This is a genomic window from Leptospira langatensis (genome assembly GCF_004770615.1).
In the GTDB taxonomy this organism is placed as follows: Bacteria; Spirochaetota; Leptospiria; order Leptospirales; family Leptospiraceae; genus Leptospira_B; species Leptospira_B langatensis.
The window spans coordinates 463,825-487,060 of sequence record NZ_RQER01000001.1; the positions used below are offsets into that span (position 1 = coordinate 463,825).

24 protein-coding genes and 1 tRNA gene are annotated in these 23,236 nt (G+C 44.7%); 17 read left to right on the forward strand and 8 right to left on the reverse strand.

Features of this window, described 5'->3' with window-relative positions:
* Positions 1-25: 25 nt before the first annotated feature.
* Positions 26-1,189, reverse strand: coding sequence for a radical SAM family heme chaperone HemW (gene hemW / locus EHO57_RS02015; protein ID WP_135647105.1), 1,164 nt, complete (start codon positions 1,187-1,189; stop codon positions 26-28).
* Positions 1,190-2,965 (reverse strand): glycoside hydrolase family 3 protein, encoded by a 1,776-nt coding sequence (locus tag EHO57_RS02020; protein WP_135647106.1) that lies wholly within the window; start codon positions 2,963-2,965, stop codon positions 1,190-1,192. It abuts the gene before it with no gap.
* Between the two features lie 102 nt (positions 2,966-3,067).
* Here EHO57_RS02020 and EHO57_RS02025 point away from each other — a divergent pair, with 102 nt between their 5' ends.
* From EHO57_RS02025 to EHO57_RS02035, 3 genes are all read left to right on the forward strand, one after another.
* Complete coding sequence (locus tag EHO57_RS02025) at positions 3,068-3,748, forward strand: arylesterase (protein WP_135647107.1); 681 nt, start codon at positions 3,068-3,070, stop codon at positions 3,746-3,748.
* A gap of 213 nt (positions 3,749-3,961) precedes the next feature.
* Complete coding sequence (locus EHO57_RS02030; protein WP_135647108.1) at positions 3,962-4,822, forward strand: hypothetical protein; 861 nt, start codon at positions 3,962-3,964, stop codon at positions 4,820-4,822.
* 145 nt (positions 4,823-4,967) lie between these two features.
* Positions 4,968-7,082 carry a molybdopterin oxidoreductase family protein gene (locus EHO57_RS02035; RefSeq protein WP_425460763.1) on the forward strand — a complete coding sequence of 705 codons (2,115 nt, stop codon included), beginning with the start codon at positions 4,968-4,970 and terminating at the stop codon, positions 7,080-7,082.
* Here EHO57_RS02035 and EHO57_RS02040 read toward each other — a convergent pair.
* The 3 genes from EHO57_RS02040 to EHO57_RS02050 form a co-directional block, all read right to left on the reverse strand.
* Positions 7,079-7,534: a VOC family protein gene (locus tag EHO57_RS02040; RefSeq protein WP_135647110.1), complete on the reverse strand. Its 456-nt coding sequence runs from the start codon at positions 7,532-7,534 to the stop codon at positions 7,079-7,081. The two genes, EHO57_RS02035 and EHO57_RS02040, sit on opposite strands and share 4 nt — an antisense overlap.
* 155 nt (positions 7,535-7,689) lie before the next feature.
* Positions 7,690-8,043 carry a YciI family protein gene (locus EHO57_RS02045; protein ID WP_135647111.1) on the reverse strand — a complete coding sequence of 118 codons (354 nt, stop codon included), beginning with the start codon at positions 8,041-8,043 and terminating at the stop codon, positions 7,690-7,692.
* A gap of 38 nt (positions 8,044-8,081) precedes the next feature.
* Complete coding sequence (locus EHO57_RS02050) at positions 8,082-9,149, reverse strand: HesA/MoeB/ThiF family protein (protein ID WP_135647112.1); 1,068 nt, start codon at positions 9,147-9,149, stop codon at positions 8,082-8,084.
* 130 nt (positions 9,150-9,279) lie between these two features.
* Between EHO57_RS02050 and EHO57_RS02055 the strand changes: the two genes are divergently transcribed.
* The 8 genes from EHO57_RS02055 (at position 9,280) to clpX (ending at position 14,925) form a co-directional block, all read left to right on the forward strand.
* Positions 9,280-10,218, forward strand: a complete 939-nt coding sequence (locus EHO57_RS02055; RefSeq protein WP_281283344.1) for a GTP 3',8-cyclase MoaA — start codon at positions 9,280-9,282, stop codon at positions 10,216-10,218.
* A gap of 1 nt (position 10,219) precedes the next feature.
* On the forward strand, positions 10,220-10,462 hold the full coding sequence (locus EHO57_RS02060; protein WP_135647113.1) for a MoaD/ThiS family protein: 243 nt from the start codon (positions 10,220-10,222) through the stop codon (positions 10,460-10,462).
* 1 nt (position 10,463) lies between these two features.
* Positions 10,464-10,904: a molybdenum cofactor biosynthesis protein MoaE gene (locus EHO57_RS02065; protein ID WP_135647114.1), complete on the forward strand. Its 441-nt coding sequence runs from the start codon at positions 10,464-10,466 to the stop codon at positions 10,902-10,904.
* The gene (locus EHO57_RS02070; RefSeq protein WP_135647115.1) at positions 10,888-11,496 is read left to right on the forward strand and encodes a molybdenum cofactor guanylyltransferase; all 609 of its coding nucleotides are present in this window, start codon (positions 10,888-10,890) and stop codon (positions 11,494-11,496) included. The genes EHO57_RS02065 and EHO57_RS02070 overlap by 17 nt, the downstream gene beginning before the upstream one ends.
* Before the next feature lie 55 nt (positions 11,497-11,551).
* Positions 11,552-11,623: transfer RNA gene (locus EHO57_RS02075), tRNA-Gly, on the forward strand.
* Between the two features lie 42 nt (positions 11,624-11,665).
* Entirely contained in the window at positions 11,666-13,051 is a 1,386-nt protein-coding gene (gene tig / locus EHO57_RS02080; RefSeq protein WP_135647116.1) for a trigger factor, read from the forward strand.
* The gene (gene clpP / locus EHO57_RS02085) at positions 13,048-13,641 is read left to right on the forward strand and encodes an ATP-dependent Clp endopeptidase proteolytic subunit ClpP (protein WP_135588381.1); all 594 of its coding nucleotides are present in this window, start codon (positions 13,048-13,050) and stop codon (positions 13,639-13,641) included. The genes tig and clpP overlap by 4 nt, the downstream gene beginning before the upstream one ends.
* A 12-nt stretch (positions 13,642-13,653) precedes the next feature.
* A complete protein-coding gene (gene clpX, locus EHO57_RS02090; RefSeq protein ID WP_135647117.1) occupies positions 13,654-14,925 on the forward strand; it encodes an ATP-dependent Clp protease ATP-binding subunit ClpX in 1,272 nt (423 codons plus the stop codon).
* On the opposite strand, the gene rktP is transcribed toward clpX, so the two are convergent.
* The 3 genes from rktP to EHO57_RS02105 are packed head-to-tail and all read right to left on the reverse strand — an operon-like array spanning position 14,922 to position 17,125.
* On the reverse strand, positions 14,922-16,022 hold the full coding sequence (gene rktP, locus EHO57_RS02095) for an Arg-Lys translocation region protein phosphatase RktP (protein WP_135647118.1): 1,101 nt from the start codon (positions 16,020-16,022) through the stop codon (positions 14,922-14,924). The two genes, clpX and rktP, sit on opposite strands and share 4 nt — an antisense overlap.
* A gap of 2 nt (positions 16,023-16,024) precedes the next feature.
* Entirely contained in the window at positions 16,025-16,828 is an 804-nt protein-coding gene (tatC, locus tag EHO57_RS02100; RefSeq protein ID WP_135647119.1) for a twin-arginine translocase subunit TatC, read from the reverse strand.
* A 60-nt stretch (positions 16,829-16,888) separates the two neighbouring features.
* Entirely contained in the window at positions 16,889-17,125 is a 237-nt protein-coding gene (locus tag EHO57_RS02105) for a Sec-independent protein translocase subunit TatA/TatB (protein ID WP_135647120.1), read from the reverse strand.
* A gap of 120 nt (positions 17,126-17,245) precedes the next feature.
* Between EHO57_RS02105 and EHO57_RS18740 the strand changes: the two genes are divergently transcribed.
* Genes EHO57_RS18740 through EHO57_RS02130 form a run of 6 tightly spaced genes read left to right on the forward strand, consistent with a single transcriptional unit; the run spans position 17,246 to position 23,159 of the window.
* On the forward strand, positions 17,246-17,413 hold the full coding sequence (locus tag EHO57_RS18740; RefSeq protein WP_167882318.1) for a hypothetical protein: 168 nt from the start codon (positions 17,246-17,248) through the stop codon (positions 17,411-17,413).
* 3 nt (positions 17,414-17,416) lie between these two features.
* The gene (locus EHO57_RS02110; protein ID WP_135647121.1) at positions 17,417-18,226 is read left to right on the forward strand and encodes a hypothetical protein; all 810 of its coding nucleotides are present in this window, start codon (positions 17,417-17,419) and stop codon (positions 18,224-18,226) included.
* 50 nt (positions 18,227-18,276) lie between these two features.
* Positions 18,277-18,591 (forward strand): thioredoxin, encoded by a 315-nt coding sequence (gene trxA, locus EHO57_RS02115; RefSeq protein WP_135647122.1) that lies wholly within the window; start codon positions 18,277-18,279, stop codon positions 18,589-18,591.
* A 38-nt stretch (positions 18,592-18,629) separates the two neighbouring features.
* A complete protein-coding gene (locus tag EHO57_RS02120) occupies positions 18,630-20,780 on the forward strand; it encodes a cAMP/cGMP-dependent 3',5'-cyclic-AMP/GMP phosphodiesterase (protein ID WP_135647123.1) in 2,151 nt (716 codons plus the stop codon).
* 14 nt (positions 20,781-20,794) lie between these two features.
* Positions 20,795-21,925, forward strand: a complete 1,131-nt coding sequence (locus tag EHO57_RS02125) for an acyl-CoA dehydrogenase family protein (RefSeq protein WP_135647124.1) — start codon at positions 20,795-20,797, stop codon at positions 21,923-21,925.
* A 34-nt stretch (positions 21,926-21,959) separates the two neighbouring features.
* Positions 21,960-23,159 carry an Lsa36 family surface (lipo)protein gene (locus tag EHO57_RS02130; protein ID WP_135647125.1) on the forward strand — a complete coding sequence of 400 codons (1,200 nt, stop codon included), beginning with the start codon at positions 21,960-21,962 and terminating at the stop codon, positions 23,157-23,159.
* Positions 23,160-23,236 lie beyond the last annotated feature (77 nt).

Below are 23,236 nucleotides of genomic sequence, written 5' to 3' on the forward strand. Positions count from 1 at the left end.
TCGTGAAATTTCGAATTTAGATTCCTTATTCCGTTTGAGCTAAGTCCAAAATCTCCGAATCCAAAAACAGGACCGCCTCCTTATTCCATTGGAAAATATTCCCATCCAGGGAACATTTCCCTTCGGAGGCCTTTACTTTAAGTTTACATAATATTCTATCTTTCTGATCCGGAATTAGATCTAAAAACCCACTCAGATCTACTGGCATAAAGATCCTGAATAGAGAAACTAAAAGCTCTTCAAATATATCTGGCTTTTCGTAAGGATCATATTGGATTTTCCTTAAATAGGTATTCGTATTCCGAGGATTGGAGTATCTTCCGCTAGGTAGGAAGCCGTGAGCTCCAGGGCCGATACCTAAATAATATTCGTATGTCCAATACTTCATATTGTGTCTGGAATAAAGTCCCGGTTTGGAATAATTCGAGACCTCGTATTGCAAGAAACCACGATCGGCCAGAAAATCAGGAAGATGCATTAGGATATTTTCCTGGACTTCTTCCGTAGGAGGAGGCACGGTCCCTGCAGAAACCTTTCTACTATATTCCGTTCCTTTTTCTACAGTGAGAGCATAAATACTGATATGGGAAACACCTGCTTTCAGAACCTCTTCGGCATCGGAATAAAACTCCTCTTCGGTTTGCTTCGGAACGCCGAACATCAGGTCCGCACCGAAATTTTGGATGGGAGAAGAAGTTAGAGCCTCCAGGATCCTAGGGTAGGTCTCCGGATCATAGTATCGATCCAGGAATTTAAGATTCTTAGGCAAGAAGGACTGGATCCCCACATGTATCCGATTGACGCCGGCATCGTGCAGTCCTCTCAAATATTCCGGACTAATATCCTCCGGATTGCATTCCAGGGTAATTTCCGAATTTTCCGAAAGTTGAATATTCTCTTTTAGGAATTTTATAAAATCTGCATATCTTTCCGGAGAGGCTTTGGAAGGAGTCCCTCCACCAAAAAAGACAGTGTCGAAGGTCATGTTTTTGTGATCGGGAAATTTTCCTATTCTTGTAAGGAATTCTTCCTTATACTTTGCAAATAATTCTCCTTCTAAAGGAGAAGGGGCCAAGCCTATCCCTTCGGAAAAGAAATCGCAATAGCTGCATTTATGAACGCAGAAAGGATAGTGTACATAGATTCCCGGTCGGTTGATCTTTCGAATGGCCGGGAATCCCGTTTCCAATTAAGGATCTACCTTCGCCGTTTCTTGTTCCGTTTCCGTAGCCGAGGATTTTTTGCTGGGCTTCAAGATCAGGTCCACCACGGGGATTTCTTCCTTTCTCTCCAACACGGAATATAATAATGCCTTTTTAGATTCGGGTGTCGGGGAGAAGGAGAATAGGATCTTCAGATTTGGGGTCTCCGGCAATTCCAAGAAAGGAGTCCCATAATGAAGAAGTACGAATTCCAAATTCGGATACCTCTTCGCTAAGGAAGAGGCAAGATCCAATTCGAGTTGGGTAAAGGAAGTCAGAACGACTCTTTTTCCTTCCTTCTTCTCTAGTTTCTTTTTTAAACTAGCGAGATCCAGATTCGTTAAAGAACGCGATTTGAGATCGGAAGAAAAGTCCTCGCCCTTTAGAGCAAACAAGGTGTCGGAAGAAGAGATCTTTTCAGGAGAAAATCCTTTCGGGAAAGAGACGATGGACTTTCTGCTTACATCCCTGTTTAAGAATTCCGAATTGTATTCGGAGAAGGAGAGATCTCTCTTCTTCTCTTGTTCGATGAAATGGTTTTGCAACGTTTCGGAGAATCCTTTCGGGAAGATGGAGGAAGCCTTTCCCTTTTTTTCCTCTTTGGAAAATTCCCAGACGATCCCGTACTTAAGTTTATGTAGGATCTGGCGTTTGACTGCTTCTTTTAGAACGTCCTTTCCTTCTCTAATTAAGGAACCTTTATTATAAGCCTTTAATATTTGATCTCTCATGGCTTCGGTAGTCTTACCCCAGCTTGTCATGAGAATGATATCGGCTCCCGCAAGAAGAGCTAGGACGCCTGGATCTTCTTTTTGGTAATGCTCGTCGATCGCATCCATTTCCATTGCGTCTGTGATGATCAACCCTTTGTACTGAAAGTCTTTTCTCAGTACATCTTGCAGGATCTTAGAAGAAAGAGTGGCAGGAAAATTAGGATCGATCTTAGGATATACGATATGCGCGCTCATCACCGCGTCCGCTCCGTTTTCGATTGCGGTCTTAAATGGGATGAGTTCGAACGCTTTCAATTCATCTAATGTTTTTTCTATTTTAGGGAGTCCTAAATGACTGTCCACATTTGTGTCCCCATGCCCTGGGAAATGTTTGATAACAGGAATGGAACCGCCGGATCTAGCTCCTTCTTCGAAAGCGATCCCCGCTTTTAAGACTGTTTCTAGATTGCTTCCTAAGGATCTGGTGTTGATCACTGGATTGAACGGATTATTGTTGATATCTAGATCGGGAGCGAATAGGAAATTCAAGCCAAGCTTTCTGAGTTGGTAAGAGGTTACGAAACCAACTTTCTTTGCTAGATCCGCATCTTTGGTCTGGCCTAAGGCCATGGCTCCCGGAAATTGTGTGACCCCGTCTTTGACCCGGATCACTCTTCCTCCTTCTTGGTCGACAGAGATGAGAAGAGGAAGTCCTGTGTTTTCCAATGCGCTTGTCTGCAGAGCCGAATTCAAAGTCTTGATCTCTGACTGAGAACCTAGGTTTCTCCCGAATAGGATGACTCCACCCGGTTTGATGGTCTCGATCTCTTTCTTAGCGATCGGATCCAAGGTAGTCGCAGGAATGGCGACATGGATGACCTGTCCTACTAATTCTTCCGGACTCAGTTTCCCGGTAATCTCCTCGGCTTGACGCAACATTCCGTCTTGGATTTCCTGGGCTTGTAGTTCGCTTCTATATTGGCTTATCCAATGGAAGAGAAAGAAAACGAGTACGGCAATGAGGCCGGTCAGTAAGATACGCTTGAGCATACATACTAGATCCTAGTCGTGTGCGGTTTCGTAAAGCAGAACTTACTCTTGGATTTTCGGGACCGATCCGCAAGTAAGAAGGTCCGATAGATAGGAGAAGCAATGAGCCGTTCGTTAGTATTCCATTCAATTTGTGTTTTGTTATGTGTATTTTTCCTGAGCGAATGCAAACAAGAGTCGTCCGAAAAAGATGGGGGAGTATCGCCTAAATTGGAACAGAAAACTTCCGGCAAACGGATCTTATTCTTCGGAGATAGTTTGACTGCGGGTTATGGATTGAACGGGCCCGAGGAATCCTTCGTTCACTTGGTCTTCGTCGAATTGAAAAAGAAGTATCCGGACCTGGAATATGTGAATGCCGGGGTCAGCGGCGACACCACTTCCGGAGGCCTCGCTCGTTTGGATTGGGTCTTACATTCTAAATTCGATGTATTCGTTTTGGAGTTAGGGGCAAACGATTCTCTGAGAGGTGTTTCTCCTAAAACCACGGAATCCAATTTAAGAGAGATCATTCGCAAGACTCGGGAGAAATTCCCCTCTATTAAGATTTTATTAATTGGAATGAGAACCCTCCCGAATATGGGACCTCAATACACCAAGGAATTTGCGGCAGTCTTTCCTAAGGTTGCCAAAGAAGAAAAGGTGACCCTTATGCCTTTTCTGTTAGAGGGAGTTGCCGGAAACCGGAGCCTGAACCAGAACGATGGGATCCATCCTACTGCCGAAGGTCATAAGATCCTAGCGAAAGACGTATTACCATACGTAGCTAAGCTATTGAAATAGACCTTTGAACAACAAATAGAAAATAGTAAGAACTGTTTCCATTTCAAATCATTATTTGTGGGAATGTTCGCAATTTACGTTAATCCGATTGTAGCGTACGTACGCAGTGTTTCATTTCATTTTGCTACTTGAGATACTTTTGGTCTGATGAAAAAAGGATATGAATTCTTAATACCTCTCTCCGGTCTAGAGGAACACGAAAGAAAGGAGAAAATGTCCGAGTTTATTCTGCTCGGATATGATATATCTCCGATCGTTAAACCTGCAGATTGGGGCTTTATCGTGAATCTTTTTGACGATGATCCGAATTACAAAACTAAACTTGCATATTTATTCGATCAAAGAGAGATTAATGGACCAAATCCTATAGTAGAATATTCAAAAAATGAAATGGAGAATGCGGATTTTTTCCTTGTGCGCCTTTTTCCTTCTTTGAGATCGGATTGGCCGATCCCACATCCGGATTATGACTACTGGTGGGATCAGCTTCTGCATTACAATCGGAAGCTTCTGGGATTGAAAAACTTACCGGAAAAAAGAATGAACTACGATAAGATCTTTTATGATCAGGGATTGCAAAACGAAGAGAACGCTTTTCAATTGCTTCAGGTCACGGATCTTTCGGTAAATAAGGTTTCTAAAAAATTAAAGGGAATTTTTGGTTTAAGCCAAGGTAATGTTGCGAAGCATATTCTCGCAAATCGGGATCTGTATGAGAAACATATAAAGCCTTTAGGTATCGGATCTCGTCCGATTCTGGACAGAAAGCGACAGAAAAAAATCGAACATGCGGTTCAGCTTGTACCTCAGGAAATTTCTCAGAAACGTTTAGAAAGTGGTTTCGAGTTTAAGGTTTTCGGTAAAAATAAGGTCTATATTCAACACCCGCATATTCCGTTTTCTGGATATTCAAGAGAGATCGGCCTGGATTATTTCGAGACTTCCGAACTGTTCGAAGATCGGATCTATGGAGTTTCGTATCGTTTACCGGTTATTTCCAGAAAACTCTATGATATCTTGCTTTCATATGAAAGTGGCGGAAATATATCTTATATTCCATTCTTACAAAGCTAATAATTAGTTCGGATATCAAATTAGATATTCGGAGTTTTTTCGGAAATGCTTGCTTTGGGATCCCAAATCGAGGATAACAATCCCTCGAAGGGAAGAGGCAATCATGGTCCGACAACATTATCGATCCTGTACTTTATGCGAGGCTATGTGTGGTCTCCGGATGGAGATTGAGGATGATACGATCGTCGCAGTTCGAGGCGATAAGGATGATGCGTTTAGCCGAGGTCATTTATGCGCCAAGGGACCGGAGCTCAAGAATCTTTATGAGGATCCGGATCGATTAAGGTACCCTCTAAAGAGAACTGCAAATGGTTGGGAGCAGGTGGATTGGGTATCCGCCCTAAGCGATATCGCTAAGAGACTCGTGGAGATCCAAGGGAAATACGGAAACGATTCCGTGGCAGTATACAGCGGAAATCCTAGCGTTCATAATTATGGATCCATGCTCTTCGGGCAAAGATTCATAGGCCGCCTAAGAACTAAGAATAATTACTCGGCCACTTCCGTGGACCAACTTCCTCATCAATTGCTGTCCTATTGGATGTTCGGGCACCAACTCATGGTCCCGATCCCTGACATAGATAGAACGAATTTCTTTTTGATCCTGGGGGGGAACCCATTCGCATCTAACGGAAGTCTGATGACGGTTCCCGATGTGAAGAAGAGACTGAAAGAGATCCAAGAGAGAGGAGGAAAATACGTAGTCGTCGATCCTCGTAAAACGGAAACGGCAGTGCATGCGGACGAACACCATTTTATCCGTCCCGGCACAGATGCGTTCTTCCTATTTTCCATTATAGATATCTTATTTAAGAAAAAATTAACAAATCCGTCCCCATTCGTAAATGAGGAGGATCTGCGCGAGTTGGAAACGTTTGCCTCCAAATATCCTGCGAAAGAGACACAAAAACTTACCGGGATCCCGGCCGAGACCACCGAAAGGATCGCATTAGAATTTGCGAATGCGAAAGGAGCGGTTTGTTACGGAAGAGTAGGCGTATCCACTCAAGCTTTCGGAGCGCTCTGCCAATGGCTGATCAATTCCATTAATGTGATCACAGGGAATATGGACTCTATAGGAGGAGCGATGTTCACTCTTCCTGCGGTAGATATGATCGATCCGAAAGGAGTCATGAAAAGTTCTCCCGGAAGTTTTCACCATTACGGATCACGCGTTCGGAACCTACCCGAGTTTAACGAAGAACTTCCTGTTGCGGCTCTCGCAGAAGAGATCTTAACCCCTGGAGAAGGTCAGGTAAAAGCATTCGTGAGTTCGGCAGGAAATCCTGTGCTATCTACTCCGAATGGAGCCCAATTAGAAAAGGCGCTTTCCGGTTTGGAATTTATGGTGAGCGTCGATTTTTATCTGAACGAGACGACCAAACATGCTCATTATATTCTTCCTCCTAGCTCTGCTTTGGAGCACGATCATTACGATCTAGTATTTAATATTTTTGCAGTCCGAAATACTGCAAGATACAATCAGCCTGCCTTCGAGCCGCAAGAGGGAATGCTCCATGACTGGGAGATCTTTTCCGATCTTACAAAACGTATCGAGTTATTGAAATCCGGAAAACCTCTGCCAAGCGAACTCATTCGCACAAAGATCACTCCATCCGCCATTTTGGACCATGCATTGAAGTCCGGACCGTACGGAGAAAAGTCCGGATCGTCCATCGAGATGAGCCTGGAATTATTGAAGAACAGTCCTCATGGAGTGGATCTAGGAGCATTGAAGCCTTGCTTTCCGAATCGACTCTGGACGGAAGATAAGAAGATCCGACTTACCCCGAAAGAAGTGGTCGGAGATCTAGATCGATTATGGAAGCATCGAGAAAAGTTACTCGCAGAAGCGGACCCTCGGGATAATTTCCTTTTGATCGGCAGAAGACATTTACGAAACAATAATTCATGGATGCATAATCTTCCTAAGCTTATGACAGGAAAAGATAGATGCACGATCATGATCCATCCCGAAGACGCAAGTATCTTAGGAATTGGAGAAGAAGAACTCGTGGTCATAGAATCTAGAGTAGGTAGGATACAACTTCCTGCAGAACTCACGGATGAGATGATGAGGGGAGTGGTCAGTATTCCTCACGGATTCGGTCACGGAAAAGAAGGAACTTCCATGAACGTAGCTGCAAAGTTTGCCGGCTCTAGTATCAACGATCTTACGGATGACCAGGCCTTGGACGAACTTTCTGGAAATGCCGCATTCAGCGGTATCCCGGTCTCCGTAAGAAAAAAGACCGCCTAAGATTCGTAAGCCTTTTTTAGAGCCGCAATGTCTATCTTGCTCATTTGCATCATAGACTGCATTACCTTTTGGGCCTTGGTCCTATCTTTGTCCCTTAGGAGTTCCCCAAGGATGCGGGGAATGATCTGCCAGGATAATCCGAATTTGTCCTTTAACCATCCGCATTGGGATTTTTCTCCTCCTGCGGAAAGCTTTTCCCAATATTCGTCGACCTCTTCTTGGGTGCTACAGCTTACGAAAATAGAGACTGCTTCCGAGAATTTGAAATGAGGTCCTCCGTTTAACGCATAGAATTCCTGTCCTTCTATTTGAAAGGTGGCGGAGAAGATCCCGGAATTTTCTCCCATGCGGGTGATCTCGCTCACTTTCATATCCTTGAAAATGGAAGAATAAAAATCCACTACCTCTTGTAGATCATTATTGTAACATAAGAACGGGGTGATTTTCGACATGACAACCTCAGGATCAGTAAATTTTTATATAACCAATAGGTTATATTTTGAGGAAGAGCAAGTCTTTTTTAGATTTGAGCGCTCGTTGAGCGGAATTTTTATAAAGGATCGATCCGCATTTTAGATCGGACTTTTCCGCGTGGATGATCCAGGCCCTATCTATCGTCCCTTCCCATGATCATTCTGACTTCTACGCTGTTACCTTCTCCCTGTAGGATGGGGCATTTTTTCGCAATGGAAACCGCTTCCGCAAAATCCATTGCTTGTACAAAGATATAGCCTGCCAGTGATTCCTTATCGCTTACATAGGGCCCGTTTTCGATCTTCGAATTGGACCGAAGCACCTTTCCTTCGACGGAAAGACCGATCCCTCCCTTGAATTGGCCCTTTGCCACGATCTCTTCGATCCAACGATCGTACTCTTTCATATATTCCTGCATTTGCTCGGGAGAAGGCTGGGCCTCTTCGCTTAAAAGATCCAGGCGCATGAGGATGGCGAATTCTTCCATATAGTGTTACTCCTTAATGCAATATTACAATCTAAGTCTTACGAAGTCTTGATCTGTTCTTGTCTCAATACTCTTCTTCCTCCTTGGAGGGAGTAAGATTTGAATCCTTTTTCTTGCAAGATCCTTGCCGCTCTCTTCGAGCGCATTCCCGACTCGCAAACCGCAATATAGATCTTATTCTTGGAAAAAGGGGAGAAGTCCGCATCGTCTATCTTAGATAAAGGAAAGAAGATCGAGTTAGAGATAGGAAATTCAAGGGTTTCCTTTAATTCACGAATATCTAATAGAACCGTATTCGGATCTTCTTGCAGCGAGATCCATTCAGAAAAAGTAATTTCCTCTTTGGGAATAGAGGAAGTCGTTTTTACCTCTCCACAAACGGTGCAATGGGGATCTGCTTGGATTTCCACTTCGTATACAAGAGGGGATTCCCATTCTATTTGAAAGGAAGATCTTGTAGGAGATCTTTCCGGAAACAGTAGATATTGGATGGCAAGAGAAGCTTGGTACATTCCTGCAATTGCAGTTTGTATTCCGAGAACGCCTCCTTCCGCGCAAGAAAGAAGGTCCGATCCATCTAGATCGGGATAGAGGCATTTATAGCAAGGCTTACCTTCCGGAGAGAAGATAGATATCTGAGCGCTTGTACGAAATACCGAAGCCGTTACGAACGGTTTTTTCTTTCGATGGGCGAGTCGATTGATCGCATATTTAGCAGGGACCTGGTCTGTACAATCTAAGATAATATCCCAGGCGTCGAATCTCGCCTCGTCTATGGGATCTCCAAAGACCTCATGGAAGATCTCCGTCTTCAATCCGGGAACTCGAGCGGTTAGGAATTGTGCAGTGATATCCGTTTTTCTTTTTCCTAGATCGGAAAGAGTAAATGCGGTTTGTCTATGAAGATTACTTAATTCTATCGTATCGAAATCCCAGAGGCCGATTTTTCCAATGCCGGCGGTTGCTAGGTGCAGACTGGCAGGAGAACCTAGGCCTCCTAATCCGATGACTAGGGCAGAGCTTGCCCTAAGTTTTTCCTGTCCGGGTTCTCCCAAAAAAGGAAGTTTGATCTGTCTAGAGAAATACTTTCTTTCTTCCGGATCCATAGAAGGATCATTGAACCAATTTTAGATCCGAATACAAGGAATTTTGCACAAGAGTACCTTCTTTCCTTGAAAAGCAAGAAGAGTATAAATTCGCTTTCTTTGAGAATGGACTGTGATAATCTGAGTTCTCGTGGATGCGTACGCAAGAAAATTCGAAGTGCTTAGAGTAAGTGTGACTTCTCTTTGCGGATTCGGATGTATGTATTGTGCTCCGGGAACCGCGGCCGAGTCCCAAGTTTCTGTCCCTGCTTCCTTTTTGAGTCCCGAACTATTTCAGAGGAATCTGAGCTTATTGTCTAAGAAGCTCTCGATCCAAGAGATCCATTTGACCGGAGGAGAACCTACTCTTCATAAGGAGTTGCCGGAACTCGTTCGGATCTCTAACAAAGAAGGTATCCAGGATATTGCAGTGACCTCAAACGGTTTCTTTCGGGATGGACTAATCCGCGATCTAAAGGACGCCGGGCTGACTCGAATGAATTTTTCTCTGGATGCGCTGGAACAGACTGCTTTTTCTAGGATTTCCGGCAAGAACCTTCCCCTAGATCGGCTATTGAACCGAATAGAAGAGGCACTCTCTTTCGGTTTGGATGTAAAATTAAATTGCACTGTATTAAAAACTTATAATGAAGATCAGATCCTTCCCTTATTGCATTGGACGGGAGCAAGGAATATATCGATCCGGTATCTGGAACTCATGAAAATGGGACCCTTGCAAGAAAAGCATTCCGAATTATTCTACTCGGCGGAAGAGATCCGAGATCGATTGAGCTCCGACTTCGAATTTCTTTCCGTTCCCACTCCTTTGGAGTCCACGGCTCGTTATTATGAGACCAAGGAAAAGTATAGATTCGGGATTATTGCCAACCATACGGAACCGTTTTGCGAGGGATGCAACAGGCTTCGCATGGACTCCCGAGGAAGGATCTACGGATGCTTGAGCGATTTTCGCTCCTTCCCGGTTTCGGAAGACGGTACCGAGTTAGAGGCTTCTTTACATGCTGCCATGCAAACCAAGAAAAACGTGTTTACTGGAAGCGAGCTTTCTATGAAATACATAGGCGGATAAGATGGTTGTTCAAATTTTATTCTTTGCTGCAATGAAAGACTATTTTCCTTCCCAGGATAGATTAGAGCTTTCGGAAAGTACGAATGTTAGGAGTTTGAGAGAGACCCTTGCTGAAAGAAAGCCGGAGGCTTCTTCCCTTTTGAGCCTAAGCAGGTTCGCCGTGAACCAAACCGTAGTCAATGACGATCATATTTTGCAGGAAGGGGTGGTGATCGCTGTTCTTCCCCCATCCAGCGGAGGTTAGAGTGTCGGTCTTAGAAACATTCGCCCATATTACGTTTGAGCCGATCCCTATCCCCACGAAATTGCCCGAGATCCCTGAAATGGGAGCGTTTGTTTTCTTTTCCGGAATTGTGCGTAACGTAAACGAAGGAAAGAAGGTGACCCATCTAGAATACGAAGCCTATGTACCGATGGCGAATGAGACCATTCGCAGGATATTGTCAGATGCAAAGGAAAAATGGGATCTATTGCATGTGGATTGTACCCATAGATTAGGGAAATTGAATATATCTGAGATCGCCGTAACTGTTGAAGTGGGTTCCATGCATAGGGCAGAAGCATACGCTGCAAATCGATATATCATAGACAGGGTCAAACACGAGGTACCGATCTGGAAGAAAGAATTCTATTCGGACGGTTCCTCCGAATGGTCGCAAGGCTGTTCTCATGAAGCGGAGCACTGAAAGTTCCGGTATCTTACTCGCAGGCGGCTTGAGCTCCCGAATGGGAAGGGACAAGGCACTTCTTTCCTTACGGGACGAGACCAATTTTCTGCAGAGATCCTATCGCAAACTTTCTAGACTTTGTGAAAGGGTATACGTTTCCATTCGGGAAGAACAAAGACAGATATATTCCGAGTACATTCCGAGCGGATCCTTGGTTTCCGATTCTATGGAGAAGGTGCAAGGACCCTTATGTGGCATCTTAAGTGCGTATTCCCTAGCAAGAAGCGAAGGAAATCCTAGTTCTTTTCTGGTTTTGGCAGTGGACATGCCTCATCTAAAACCTAAGACCTTACTCAGGCTTTTGGTCTATGGAAAGGATTCGAAAGACGGAGCCTTCTATCGGACTGAGGCCGGGATAGAGCCGTTATGCGGCCTTTATCGGTCCGAATTTCTCGCTTCGATTCTGGCAAGATCCAGGAAAGAGGAGGGGATTTCCTTTTCTCCCAAGGAATTATTGGAAGAAGCGGACCTCTCTTTATTCGAAATACCTGTTCGAGAAAAAAGGGGATTTTCCAATCTGAATACCCCTAAGGATCTGTTGGGTTTTTAGGCAAAAACCGATTTACAGGGGGTCTCGGAGAGAAATTATGGCTCTACCAACCAATGCGGGAATAGCTCAGTGGTAGAGCACCTCCTTGCCAAGGAGGGGGTCGCGGGTTCGAATCCCGTTTCCCGCTTATTACAGAGGAAAGCCTGTCCGCCCTCTGTCTTCTGAAACCATGGAATTCAAGACAAAAAAAAATCAAAACGCATCCGTAGAATTAAAACTTACCTTCGACAAGAACGATCTAGAAAAAGCGTTCGAAAAGGCTTATAAAGAAAAGCAGAAGGAGCTAAAGGTTCCCGGCTTCCGCCCGGGCAAGGCTCCTCTGGACATGGTCAAGCGTCATCTAGGCGACTCTGTCGCAAACGACGCGATCAACCTTCTTCTTGTAGAATCCATCAGCGATCTGTCCGCAAAGCTGGAACACAAGATGGTCCGCTTTCCGAAATTTACCGTAGAGGACTATGTTCCCGGTAAGAGCTTGGTTGCGACTGCAGTATATGATTCCGAGCCGGAAGTCACTTTAGGAAAATATAAAAAGATCAAGATCAAACTTCCGGAAGTCCAAGTTACGGACGAGGATGTTCTGGACGAATTGCAACTTGTTCGTAAGCAGTTGGCCCGTAAGCTCTTGAGAGAGCCTCAAGAAGGTTCCGAGGCTGGCGATATCGTGGACATGGAGTTCGAAGTGAAGGAAGAGGGCAAGGAGCCTACCAACGCTAAGAACGGTTCTTCCGATTACAAATTGGGAGAGGCAAATAATCTTCCTGGTTTCGACGATCATCTCTACGGAATGAAGACCGGAGAGCTAAAGAACTTCTCCTATACGTATCCTGCTGATTATGGGCGGGAAGATCTCGCAAATAAGACCGTCGAATTTGCGATGACCCTCAAGGCGATCTATAAGGAAGTATTACCCGAGTTAGACGACGATCTGGCAAACGAGTATGACGGATCTACTTCTCTGCAAGCATTGAAGGACAAATTCAAGGAAGAACTCACCAAGAATTATATCGAAGGCGTAAAATCCAAGAAAATGGAAGAGATCTACAAGGAACTCGTCGAGGATTCCAAGTTCATCTTCCCAGATTCGTATGTGAACGAAGAGTCGGAGCATGTATACCAAGGTATGATGCAGGACATTTTGGGTAGAGGCCAAGGGGGAAGGATCCCCAAAGAAAGTATTCCGAGTATCGAAAAATACGCAGAGATGGTCGGAAAGCCTTTGGAAGAGATCAGAAGCTCTTTCAAGGATATTGCGGAAAACCGACTTAAGGGATACTTCGCAAGACAGAAATTGGCCGCAGCCGAGAATATCTCCCTAAGTGACGACGATTTCGATAAGGAAATTGGGACACTTGCCTCAAGATACGGTATGTCCGACGCCGATTTTAAAAAAGAGTTGGAAAAAGGTAAACTAATCGAGACTTATCGGGACAATTTTTTAGCAAAAAAGATCGACGATACCCTCTTCCAGCTTGTAGAAAAGAAATACAACGAGAAGATGAGTATCCGTCAGCTAAAGGAATTCCTTTCGAATAAGGAAACTGGAGGAGTATGAGCGTAATTCCTGTCGTTATCGAACAAACGGGTAGGAGTGAAAGATCCTATGATATATATTCCCGTCTTTTAAAGGACCGGATTATTTTTCTTGGGAACGCAATTTCTGACGAGTACGCGAATGTTGTGATCGCACAACTTCTATTTCTAGACGCGGAAAACCCCGACCGAGATATCTATTTATATATCAATTCTCCGGGAGGATATGTTTCTTCCGGGCTTGCCATTTACGACACTATGCAGTATATTAAGGCCGATGTTCGGACTCTTTGCGTAGGTCAGGCTTCCTCAATGGCGGCGCTATTGCTGGCAGGAGGAGCGAAAGGAAAACGTTCCGCTCTTCCTCATTCCAGGATCATGATGCACCAGCCTACCGGAGGAGCTACCGGCCAAGCTTCCGATATCGCGATCCAGGCAAAGGAAGTATTGAAATTGAAGGAAGTCCTGAACGGACTCTATGCAAAACATACAGATAAGACCGTTGAGATGATCCAAAAGGATACGGAACGAGATCTGTATATGACTGCAGAAGAAGCGCAGGCCTACGGGATCATAGACTCCGTCATTTCAATCGAGCGCCAGAAGAATTAATAGGGGGATCCCGTGGCAAAGAAACCTACCGGAACCAATAGTAAGCAAAAATTATTTTGTTCGTTTTGCGGAAAAGAACAGGATTCCGTCAAACGGTTGGTCGCCGGTCCCGGTGTTTATATTTGCGACGAGTGTATTTCCCTCTGTAACGAGATCATCGCCGAAGAGCCTGAGCAGGAAAAAGAACGCACAGAGCTTTTGGGCGAGGTCCCGAACCCAGCCGCCATCAAGGCAATCCTAGACCAATATGTGATCGGACAAGACCATGCGAAGAAGGCTCTTTCCGTTGCGGTCTACAATCATTACAAAAGAATTTATCTCAAAGACAAGAAAGCCGATATCGAATTAGAAAAATCGAATATTCTTCTGATCGGGCCTACCGGTTCGGGAAAGACCCTTCTTGCACAAACGCTCGCTAAGATCATCAAGGTCCCTTTTGCGATCGTGGACGCTACCGCACTTACCGAAGCCGGATATGTGGGTGAGGATGTGGAGAATATTATTCTCAAGCTCATCCAAAATGCGGACAACGATATCAAAAAAGCGGAGATCGGTATCATCTATATAGACGAGGTGGACAAGATCGCACGCAAATCCGATAGCGCCTCTATCACGAGAGATGTGAGCGGAGAGGGAGTGCAACAGGCTCTCTTAAAGATCATAGAAGGTACAGTGGCCAATGTCCCTCCTCAAGGCGGAAGAAAACATCCTCATCAGGAATATCTGCAAGTAGATACCAAGAATATCCTTTTCATTCTGGGTGGAGCCTTTGTGGATCTGGACAATATCATCAAGACCAGGACAGGTGTGAAAACCATCGGTTTCGGTAGCGATGAGAAAGAAGGAAAAGTCCTCCGAGACGAGTCCAAGGGAGAGATCCTAGCAAGAGTGATCCCAGACGATTTGATGAAGTTCGGGCTGATCCCTGAGTTTATCGGTCGTATGCCTGTGATCGCGACTCTACAGGATCTGAGCATCGAAATGCTAAAACGCATCTTCAAAGAGCCTAAGAACGCAATTTTACGCCAATACACTAAGATTTTGGAAATGGAGAATGTGAAACTCTCCTTCGAAGAATCTGCCATAGACAAGATCGCGCAACTTGCGATCGAAAGAGAATCTGGAGCCCGCGGTTTACGAGCCATAGTCGAGAATTTGATGTTGGATCTGATGTATGAGATCCCTTCCCGTAAAGATGTGGAAGAGGTCATTATTACCGAAGACGCGGTTAACGGACTCAAACCTCCTAAGTTAGTCTTGAAGAAAGAACCTAAGATCGCTTAATCCCAAACCCGACCTACAGTCAAAATTGCCGCCTTCGAAAGGCCTTTCTTGCCGGTTTCGGCTTCTAGGAATCTTCCGAAATCTAAGGTGAGATCTCTGGAATTCTTATACTCTTTATTAGAGCTCCAATTTTGGAGTTTTGGGAAAAAGTGGGTTTCTGCGTTCCCGCTAGAGAGTTCCAACAAACGATCGCTCAGAACGACGAGAAATTCTCCTCGCTTTAAAGAGACTTTTTTCACATCTCTTTGGTTGCTTCGAAAATCATAGAAGATCTGTTTAGAATTCGGTAATACGTTCGTATTCCCATTCCTGTGAATGAATGCAGGAAGTTTTTGGTATTGCAGGATCCCAGCTTCTCCGTTCCTGGTCTCTAGATAAAAGAGGGTCAAATTCAAATAAGAGATTGGTGTGGAGCGAATGGCTCTATCAATTTTATATAATAGATCTTCTCCACGAAGCCCTGTAGTTTCTTGGGCAAGCGAGATCATTCCCTCCAGTCGGACCTTCAAAGCGGATTCCAAGGCACCGTAATTCGGGAAACCTGCGATAATCCCTAGGCAACCGTCCGCGGTAGGAATGATATTGGCGTAATCGTTTTCTGCCTTCTCCGAACTGCGAGGAAAGACCGTTATATCCAGATTCTTGATCTTATGCAAACGGACCTTATGAAAGAATTTCTGGATCTTGTCAGAAAGCTCCCTTTCCTTTTTGCCCAAAGCTTCTTGGGATACATTTTCCTCTTTCGCTTTCCTTTGATAGAGCGCGATCCGGAAATGTCTGGCCAGTTCTCCTAACTCATCTTCTCTTTCTGCCTCACCCGAATCTTCATATACGTCCTGGGTCCAGTTTTGTAATAGCTGGGTGAGAGAACGCAAGGATCTGAAATTAAACTGCAATAGATAGAATGTAAGAACTCCCAATATTCCGGAGAATAGGAATCCTACTAGGAGCCTGAGCCAAACAAAATGCCTGAGTTCCTTTCGGATCTCTTCCCCGAAAAGAAAATCGTCCAGGAGTAAATATAATAAAAATAGAATGAAAGAAGCGGTGAATGCTGCAAACGCCAACCTATGCTTGGATTGAATCTGGGAAAACATGACTACTTCCTTTCGATAATTGCGATCAAGACGAGAGAGATCGCGAACAAACCCAAGAGAGGGATGAAAAGCATAAGCATGGACATGATATCCGGTCCGGGAGAAAGTACCGCTGCCGCTACTGCCAGACCTAGGATCGCTTCTCTCCAATGAGAAAGTAGGAAAGAAAGTTTTAATATGCCAAGAGCAGCAAGTAATACCATGAGCACGGGCAATTGGAATGCAAGACCGAAGATCAGGTGTATATTAAAGAATACGTCGTAGTATTCGTCGATGGGAAGCTTTGTTTCTATATCCAAAGGACGAAAGGTGACTAGAAAGATCCTAAGAAAATTCTCGAAGGCTTGCGTCCAACAGAGCCATACTCCCAGCCAAAAAAGGATTGTGGAGAACGCGATGAGCGCTTTTCCGAGCCTTGCCGTCTTAGGTTCGAGCGCAGGGGCCACAAATCCCCAAAGAAAGACGAGAGTGAAGGGAAAACTCACGAGCACGGAGACCATAAACCCCGTTCTCAGATAGACCATGAACGGAGCCATCAGTTTGATCTGGTAGAAGGTGGCGCCTTCCCCCAAAACATTTTTATAAGGTCTCGTGAATATCTTATGGATCTCTTCCCCAAAGAACAAGGACGCTACAAAGAAGAAAGAGAACACAAAGATAGTCCTTAAAAGAACGCTCCTTAGTTCCTCTAGATGCTCTCCCAGGGTCATGAATTTTTCCCGCTCCTGTGTGAGAGCGTCTGGATCCGGACTGAGTTTCGGGGATTCTAGGTGTTTTTCTTTTAGAGGCTTTGTTTTTGAGGCCATAGGGTAAGAATGCAAATCATCCGAGAGGAATTTGCCCGAGAAAAAGCTCGGGCGATTCGATTACGCGGATTTTTTGGATTTCTTAGTGCTGGTTGCCGGCTTTTCTTCCGGTTCTTGGATCTTAGCGGATTCGCTATCGTCTCCTGAGAGGGACTTCCTAAAGGAGCGGATTCCGTCTCCTAAATCTTTTGCCAAAGAGGGAAGTCGCTTGCCTCCGAAGAGGAGAAGAGCTAAAAACAGGATAATGAGGATCTCCGGCCAACCTAAGTTTCCTATGAATGCAAGGGGTGAATACATGGATCTTCCTCCTTTGTTAGGATTTCGCGTCTGCAATATATGTCAAATAGTTAGTGGTAAAGATCCGATAATTCTATTAGGACCAAGGTCCTAATAGAAGGGTAAAGGAACCGAACCGGTATGAGAATAGAAACTTCTGCCATAGATTCGATCACAGTCCCCCTTCCAGTACAACAGCCCGGAAGCGAAGCGTCTATAGAAGAGGATCGGAAAAAAGAGGAGAATACTCCGAATTCCGATTATCTCTATGCACTTTCCGTTGGTAGCTTGATCAATGTGCAGGTATAAACAATGGCTCTGACAAAGGAACAAAAACAGGAATTCCAGGAGAAACTCGTAGATTTTCGGGCATTTCTGGAAGATTTGAAAAAGGAAGGAACCCTTCTAAAGGCTCAGTCCAGAAAGGAACCTAAGATGGAGCCGTACTTTAATGTGGCTCTTTCTCTCAATGCTATTAAGAATATAAATACCTGTCTTTTGATAAACGAAATCTCCGTGGCTGTCTTGGATCTGAAATCGGATACCTACCTGAACCAAGGACGGAAGGAAATTTATAGCGCAATTTCTTTCATGGAGAAGGTCGTGGGCACCGACTTTGAGTCGGGTCTTGCCGAAAACAAGGATCTGCTCGCTAAGATCGAGGAGTTCAATCCGGTCCAAAGACTGAATTACGTAAAGGGGCTTCGCGTATGTACCACGAATACGATAGAGGCATTCGGTTCTAACTCCAAATGGAAATGGAGCTTTCCCGAGATCCATTTTAAAATCGCCATACTTAGTAAGAATCTTTTTGACTTCCGAGCTTTTGAGAGGGAAAGAGACTTAGAGAATCCGTATTATTATCCCAGACAAGAGCATTATAATTTGATCCTGGAGCTTTGTAACTATGCGGCCCAGGAATATCGGGCAAAATTCGATCTATCTACCCAAGACGCGGGAGATCTGAAAAAGTCCATTTCTCTCTTGGAGGTAAACCGCAAAATCTTACAAACTACGGGCGAAACTGAGGACTTAGGGAAGACAAAAACCCTGATAGAATCCTTAAAAGAAAAGGTAGAAGCTATAGAAGCGGAGAAGGAAAAGAAGAAAAAGAAGAAATAGACCCGTCCAATTTGTTATAAAGAGTGGGAAAAAAGGAGAAAATCTAGCTCATGGCATTGACCGAAATAAACGACTCTACTTTCAATTCCGAAATCACTGAGGGTATGGTCCTAGTGGATTGCTGGGCCGAATGGTGCGGACCCTGCAGAATGGTTTCCCCGGTTTTGGAAGAACTTTCCTCGGAGTTGAACGGTACCTTAAAGATAAAGAAATTGAACGTAGACGATAATCAGGACACCGCTCAGAAATTAAATATACAATCCTTGCCGACACTTTTACTTTTCAAAGACGGCCAATTGGTGGATAAAATTATTGGAGCCCTTCCTAAGGCGCAAATCAAGAGCTTCATCGAAAGGCATAAATAAGCTTTTTCTAAAAACAAAAACACTGCGGCAGAAATCTCATGCTAAAAGAACAAACCAGGGGATACATTGAACTTCCTAGAGGGGGCTATCTCGTAGATACGAGTGAAGGTTATTTCCAGATCGGCTCTCCTCCCGAAACCATCAAGGACACGATGGCGGAAAAGAAGACCCCCCTGGTATTCATTCTACCGAACAAATTCTTTCATGTAGAAAAAGGGATTAGCACTGCAGAGCTTGAATTTCCCATCTACTTTAACTTCTTCTTAAGACAAAAGAAAACCACCATTATCTGTACTGCGGAACAAAAAGACCAGCTGATCACTGTATTAAAGGAATCCTTAATGGGTCCCGAAGAGATCAACTTGGAATCCGAGTATTTGAATGGGGCAGAGTCCTACGGCTTCCCGGATATGAAAGCGGAAATGGGATATTTCCGAGGATACAAAGGACTGAACGATGTAGTTGAGTTCCTAGTATTCGATACGGACAATATGGTGAACCTGGGCAAGGTGCTGGTTCGCAAACTTCCTTCCGGAGATTTCAGGATTACGGATGGTACCAAAGAGACCGAGATCCCCGGAGAAGTGGGATTCAATATCAAGTATGAGATCGGTCATAGGTTAGAAGAGCCTTTCCAGGCTCCTATATTAGGAATTACTTGTTTAGGACCTTCTCATGGGTTCGATCCTGAGGACAATACTTCGGGCTTTATTATCTGGTTGAACCACCAAGGGATCATGGTAGATCCTCCAGTAAATTCCACGGAATGGCTTCGCATGTCGAATGTGAATCCTAAGCTAATCAACCACGTTATTCTCACTCACTGCCATGCCGATCATGACGCAGGAACCTTCCAAAAAATCATGGAAGAGACAAAGATCACGATCCATGCGACTGCGACGGTGATGGAAAGTTTCATTCGTAAATATTCCGCACTTACCAAAATTCCCCGTAAAGAATTATTGGAACTATTCAATTTCCAACCGATCATCATCGGAAGACCGGCAATGATCAACGGGGGAGAATTCAATTTTCATTATGCACTTCATTCGATTCCTTCCGTAGGATTCGAGTTCTTCTTTCAAGACCAATCCTTCGTTTATACTTCGGATCATTTGAACGAACCCGAAGTTCACGAGAAGATGTTCCAAAAGGGAGTTCTTCCTGAATCTCGTTGGAAATTCCTGAAGGAGTTCCCTTGGGACAGAAGGATCATCTATCATGAGGCTGGAATTCCGCCGCTGCATACGAGAGTCAGTTACTTAGCGAGCCTTCCTCCGGACATCCAAGAAAAGATCACTGTGTATCATATCGCCAGAACGGATATGCCGGAAGGCACGAAACTGAAGCTCGCCCGCTTTGGGATAGAGAACACTGTTTATCCAGAGATCACTCCTCCGAAGCATATGGAGGCTTACAACCTTCTGGATATCCTAAGCCAGATCGATATCTTCAGCGGTTTTCCGATCGAAAAGGCGAAGGAGTTCCTACTGATCGTCCGAGAAGAGAAATACAAGCGCGGAGATCAGATCATTAAGAAGGGAACTCCGGGAGATAAATTCTATATCATCGCTTCCGGGAATGTAAAATTCGAAGGACTACTTGCGAACGCAGAGATCGGACCGATCAAACGCTACGGGCAATACGAGTATTTCGGCGAGGCTTCTCTGGTTTTAGATCTACCAAGGGCCGCAGACGTATATGCAGAAACGGATGTAGTAGCTCTTACAATAGATAAGAACAAGTTCTTACAATTTATCCGTAATACGGATCTCAGACAAAACCTGATCCGACTGAACAGCATTCGCGATAGCAATTCTTGGAAGACCCTGATCGATTCCAGACATTTCAAAGGACTGACTAGCCATCAGGTCACTCAGCTTGAGATGATTATGCGACTTTCGAAGGTGAACAGGGGTTCAGTGCTCATCGCGGAAAAAGCGTTTTACCACGAAGCATATATCATTCGTCATGGAAAAGTAAGCGTATATCAGGGAGGCAAAAAATTGGCCGAACTGAGCGACGGAGACTTCGTGGGAGAGATTTACGCGATATCCAAAAAACTGGCATCCAGCTATACGTTCCAGGCGGAGTCGGAAACGGAATTGTTTTCTATTTCACAGAACGAACTAATCCAGTACATCAAACGGAATCCCGGCGTTTACATGAGAATGAATACCGTCTACTAAGCGGGGGGATAGAAATGGATAGAGTCCTACAATTTACCGAAGAGCATGAAGCTTTTCGCGACATGGCGCGCAAATTCTTTGAAACGGAAGTTACTCCTCACCACCATGAGTGGGAAAAAGTGGGAATGGTCCCCAAGGAGCTTTGGAAAAAAGCAGGAGCGAGTGGACTACTCTGTCCAGATGTTCCAGAAGAATACGGTGGCTCAGGCGCAGACTTCCTATATAACGTTGTTGTAATAGAAGAATCTTCCAGATCCGGGAATAGCGGATTTTTTGTTTCCCTCCACAACGATGTGATCGCTCCTTATATCTCCGCTTACGGAAATGAAGAGCAGAAAAAGAAATGGTTACCTGGCTGTTGCAGCGGGGAAAGCATTTTAGCGGTCGCTATGACGGAACCTGGAGCTGGTTCTGATCTTAAAAATATCCGCACGAGCGCCGTTGACAAAGGCGACCATTACTTAGTGAACGGTCAGAAAACATTTATTTCCAACGGTCAGCTTGCAAATCTGGTAATTACTGCAGTTAAGCATGAAAACGGAACGATCTCACTTGTTATGATAGAAGAGGGAATGAAAGGCTTCGAAAGAGGTCGTAACCTCGAGAAGATCGGGCTCAAGGCTCAGGATACCTCGGAGTTATACTTCAACGATGTCGTGGTTCCTAAGGAGAACGTCCTCGGAAAAGGCGGACAAGGTTTCCGTTATCTGATGATGAAACTCGCGCAAGAGCGTCTTGTATTGGCGATCGCGGCGGTGGAAGCTACCGCTCTAGTCCATAGAATGACGTTAAAATATATCAAAGAAAGGATGGCTTTCGGGAAGAAGATCGGATCTTTTCAACACATCAAATTTCAAATGGCGGAGATGACCACGGAACTAGAGATGTGCCGCACCTTCGTCGACAAAGTGGTATCGGAGCATATCGCAGGAAAAAAATTGACCGTAGAGGCTTCTATGGCTAAATATTATTCCACCGAGATGCAAAAACGTCATACCGACCTTTGCCTCCAATTCTTTGGCGGTTACGGTTATATGATGGAATACCCGATCGCAAGAGCGTATTTGGATGCTAGAATCCAGACGATCTACGCGGGAACCACCGAGATCATGAAAGAAATTATTGGTGGAAGTTTAGGTCTCTGAAATAATCTCGAAATTGCCCTCGTCCAAGGTAAAGATGGTACGAATGGCTCCGAAAACGAGTTTTCAAGGGCGGTGCGTGCGAAGCGCCGCCTTCATTATTTTAGGCGTTAATCTGTATTTTTTCAATTTCTCGCCTGTACAAGCCCAGGTGACTTGTACTCCTCCTACCTCCGGAAATAATGTATGTAGTATTATTCCGGCTTCTACTTACGCAGAGTTCAACGGATTAGAACAAAAGATCAGGACAGATTATCTGAACGAGATCACCAAGTCCATGGCGGACTCCGCAGTTCTTTCCAACTTGAACGCCTCCATGATGGGACCTGGAACGATCAATCGTTTCCAAGTGGGTGCGGGCGTTACCTTGGCTGGAGTAAAGAGAGACGATATCAATATCCAATACCAAGACATCTCCATTCCAAAATTGCCGAATGCGGGTGCTTCCTTGAACACAAGTGCTATGGCAGGCGTGAACTTGGGATGGCTTCTGGGTAATGGAGCCTCGGACCAAGACGCGGAAGCGAGATCCTTTCTACATCGTATCAATATCTATGCACATGGTTTCCAAGGAAAGATCGGACAAGGAGATCTTAGATCCGTAAGTAGCTCAGTCTCTAACGATCTGACGGTGAATGGAAGCATCAATAGTTTTGGGGCAACAGTTAGATTCCAACTCTTGAGAGAGAGATATACTCGATTGGATTTCTTCGGATTTACCGGTTTGAATCTTGGGATAGGGTTCCATAGGACTTCCGAAGACATGAACTTTAACTATCATCCGGGAGTGGCCAATGCGGTAAAGGTGGCCTTCGGACCTGCTACAGGTAAATGGGATGGGGATGTGAACTTCGGATACCAGTCCAGAGTGCAATCCGTTCCAATCGATGTCCGCACAGGTGTGCGCTTGTTTTACTTCTTAACCGTATTTGCTGGAGCAGGAATGTCGAGTAATTCGGGCAATACCAAACTGAACTTAAACATTTCCGGACCAGTGTATCTGGCCTTGGATCCAAACGCATCCGGCCTTCCTCCGCAAGCGATCCAACAATTGAATGGGAACGCTTCCGGAAAATTGGGCTTAAGAACGAGCGGCTCTGCTAACGTAAAAGGCCAAATGAACTATTTGATCGCCGGCTTTGAGATCAATATACTTATGTTTAAACTACTCGCAGAAGGAATGATGACTGACGACAAAATCTACTCTGCAAACGTAGGCATTAAGTTCGCCCTCTGATCTCTTTGCAAAACCGCTTTTTTATTCGGTTTCTTTAGAAAAGGGCACGCCTTTTGCATTAAGTAGATTAGAATGCA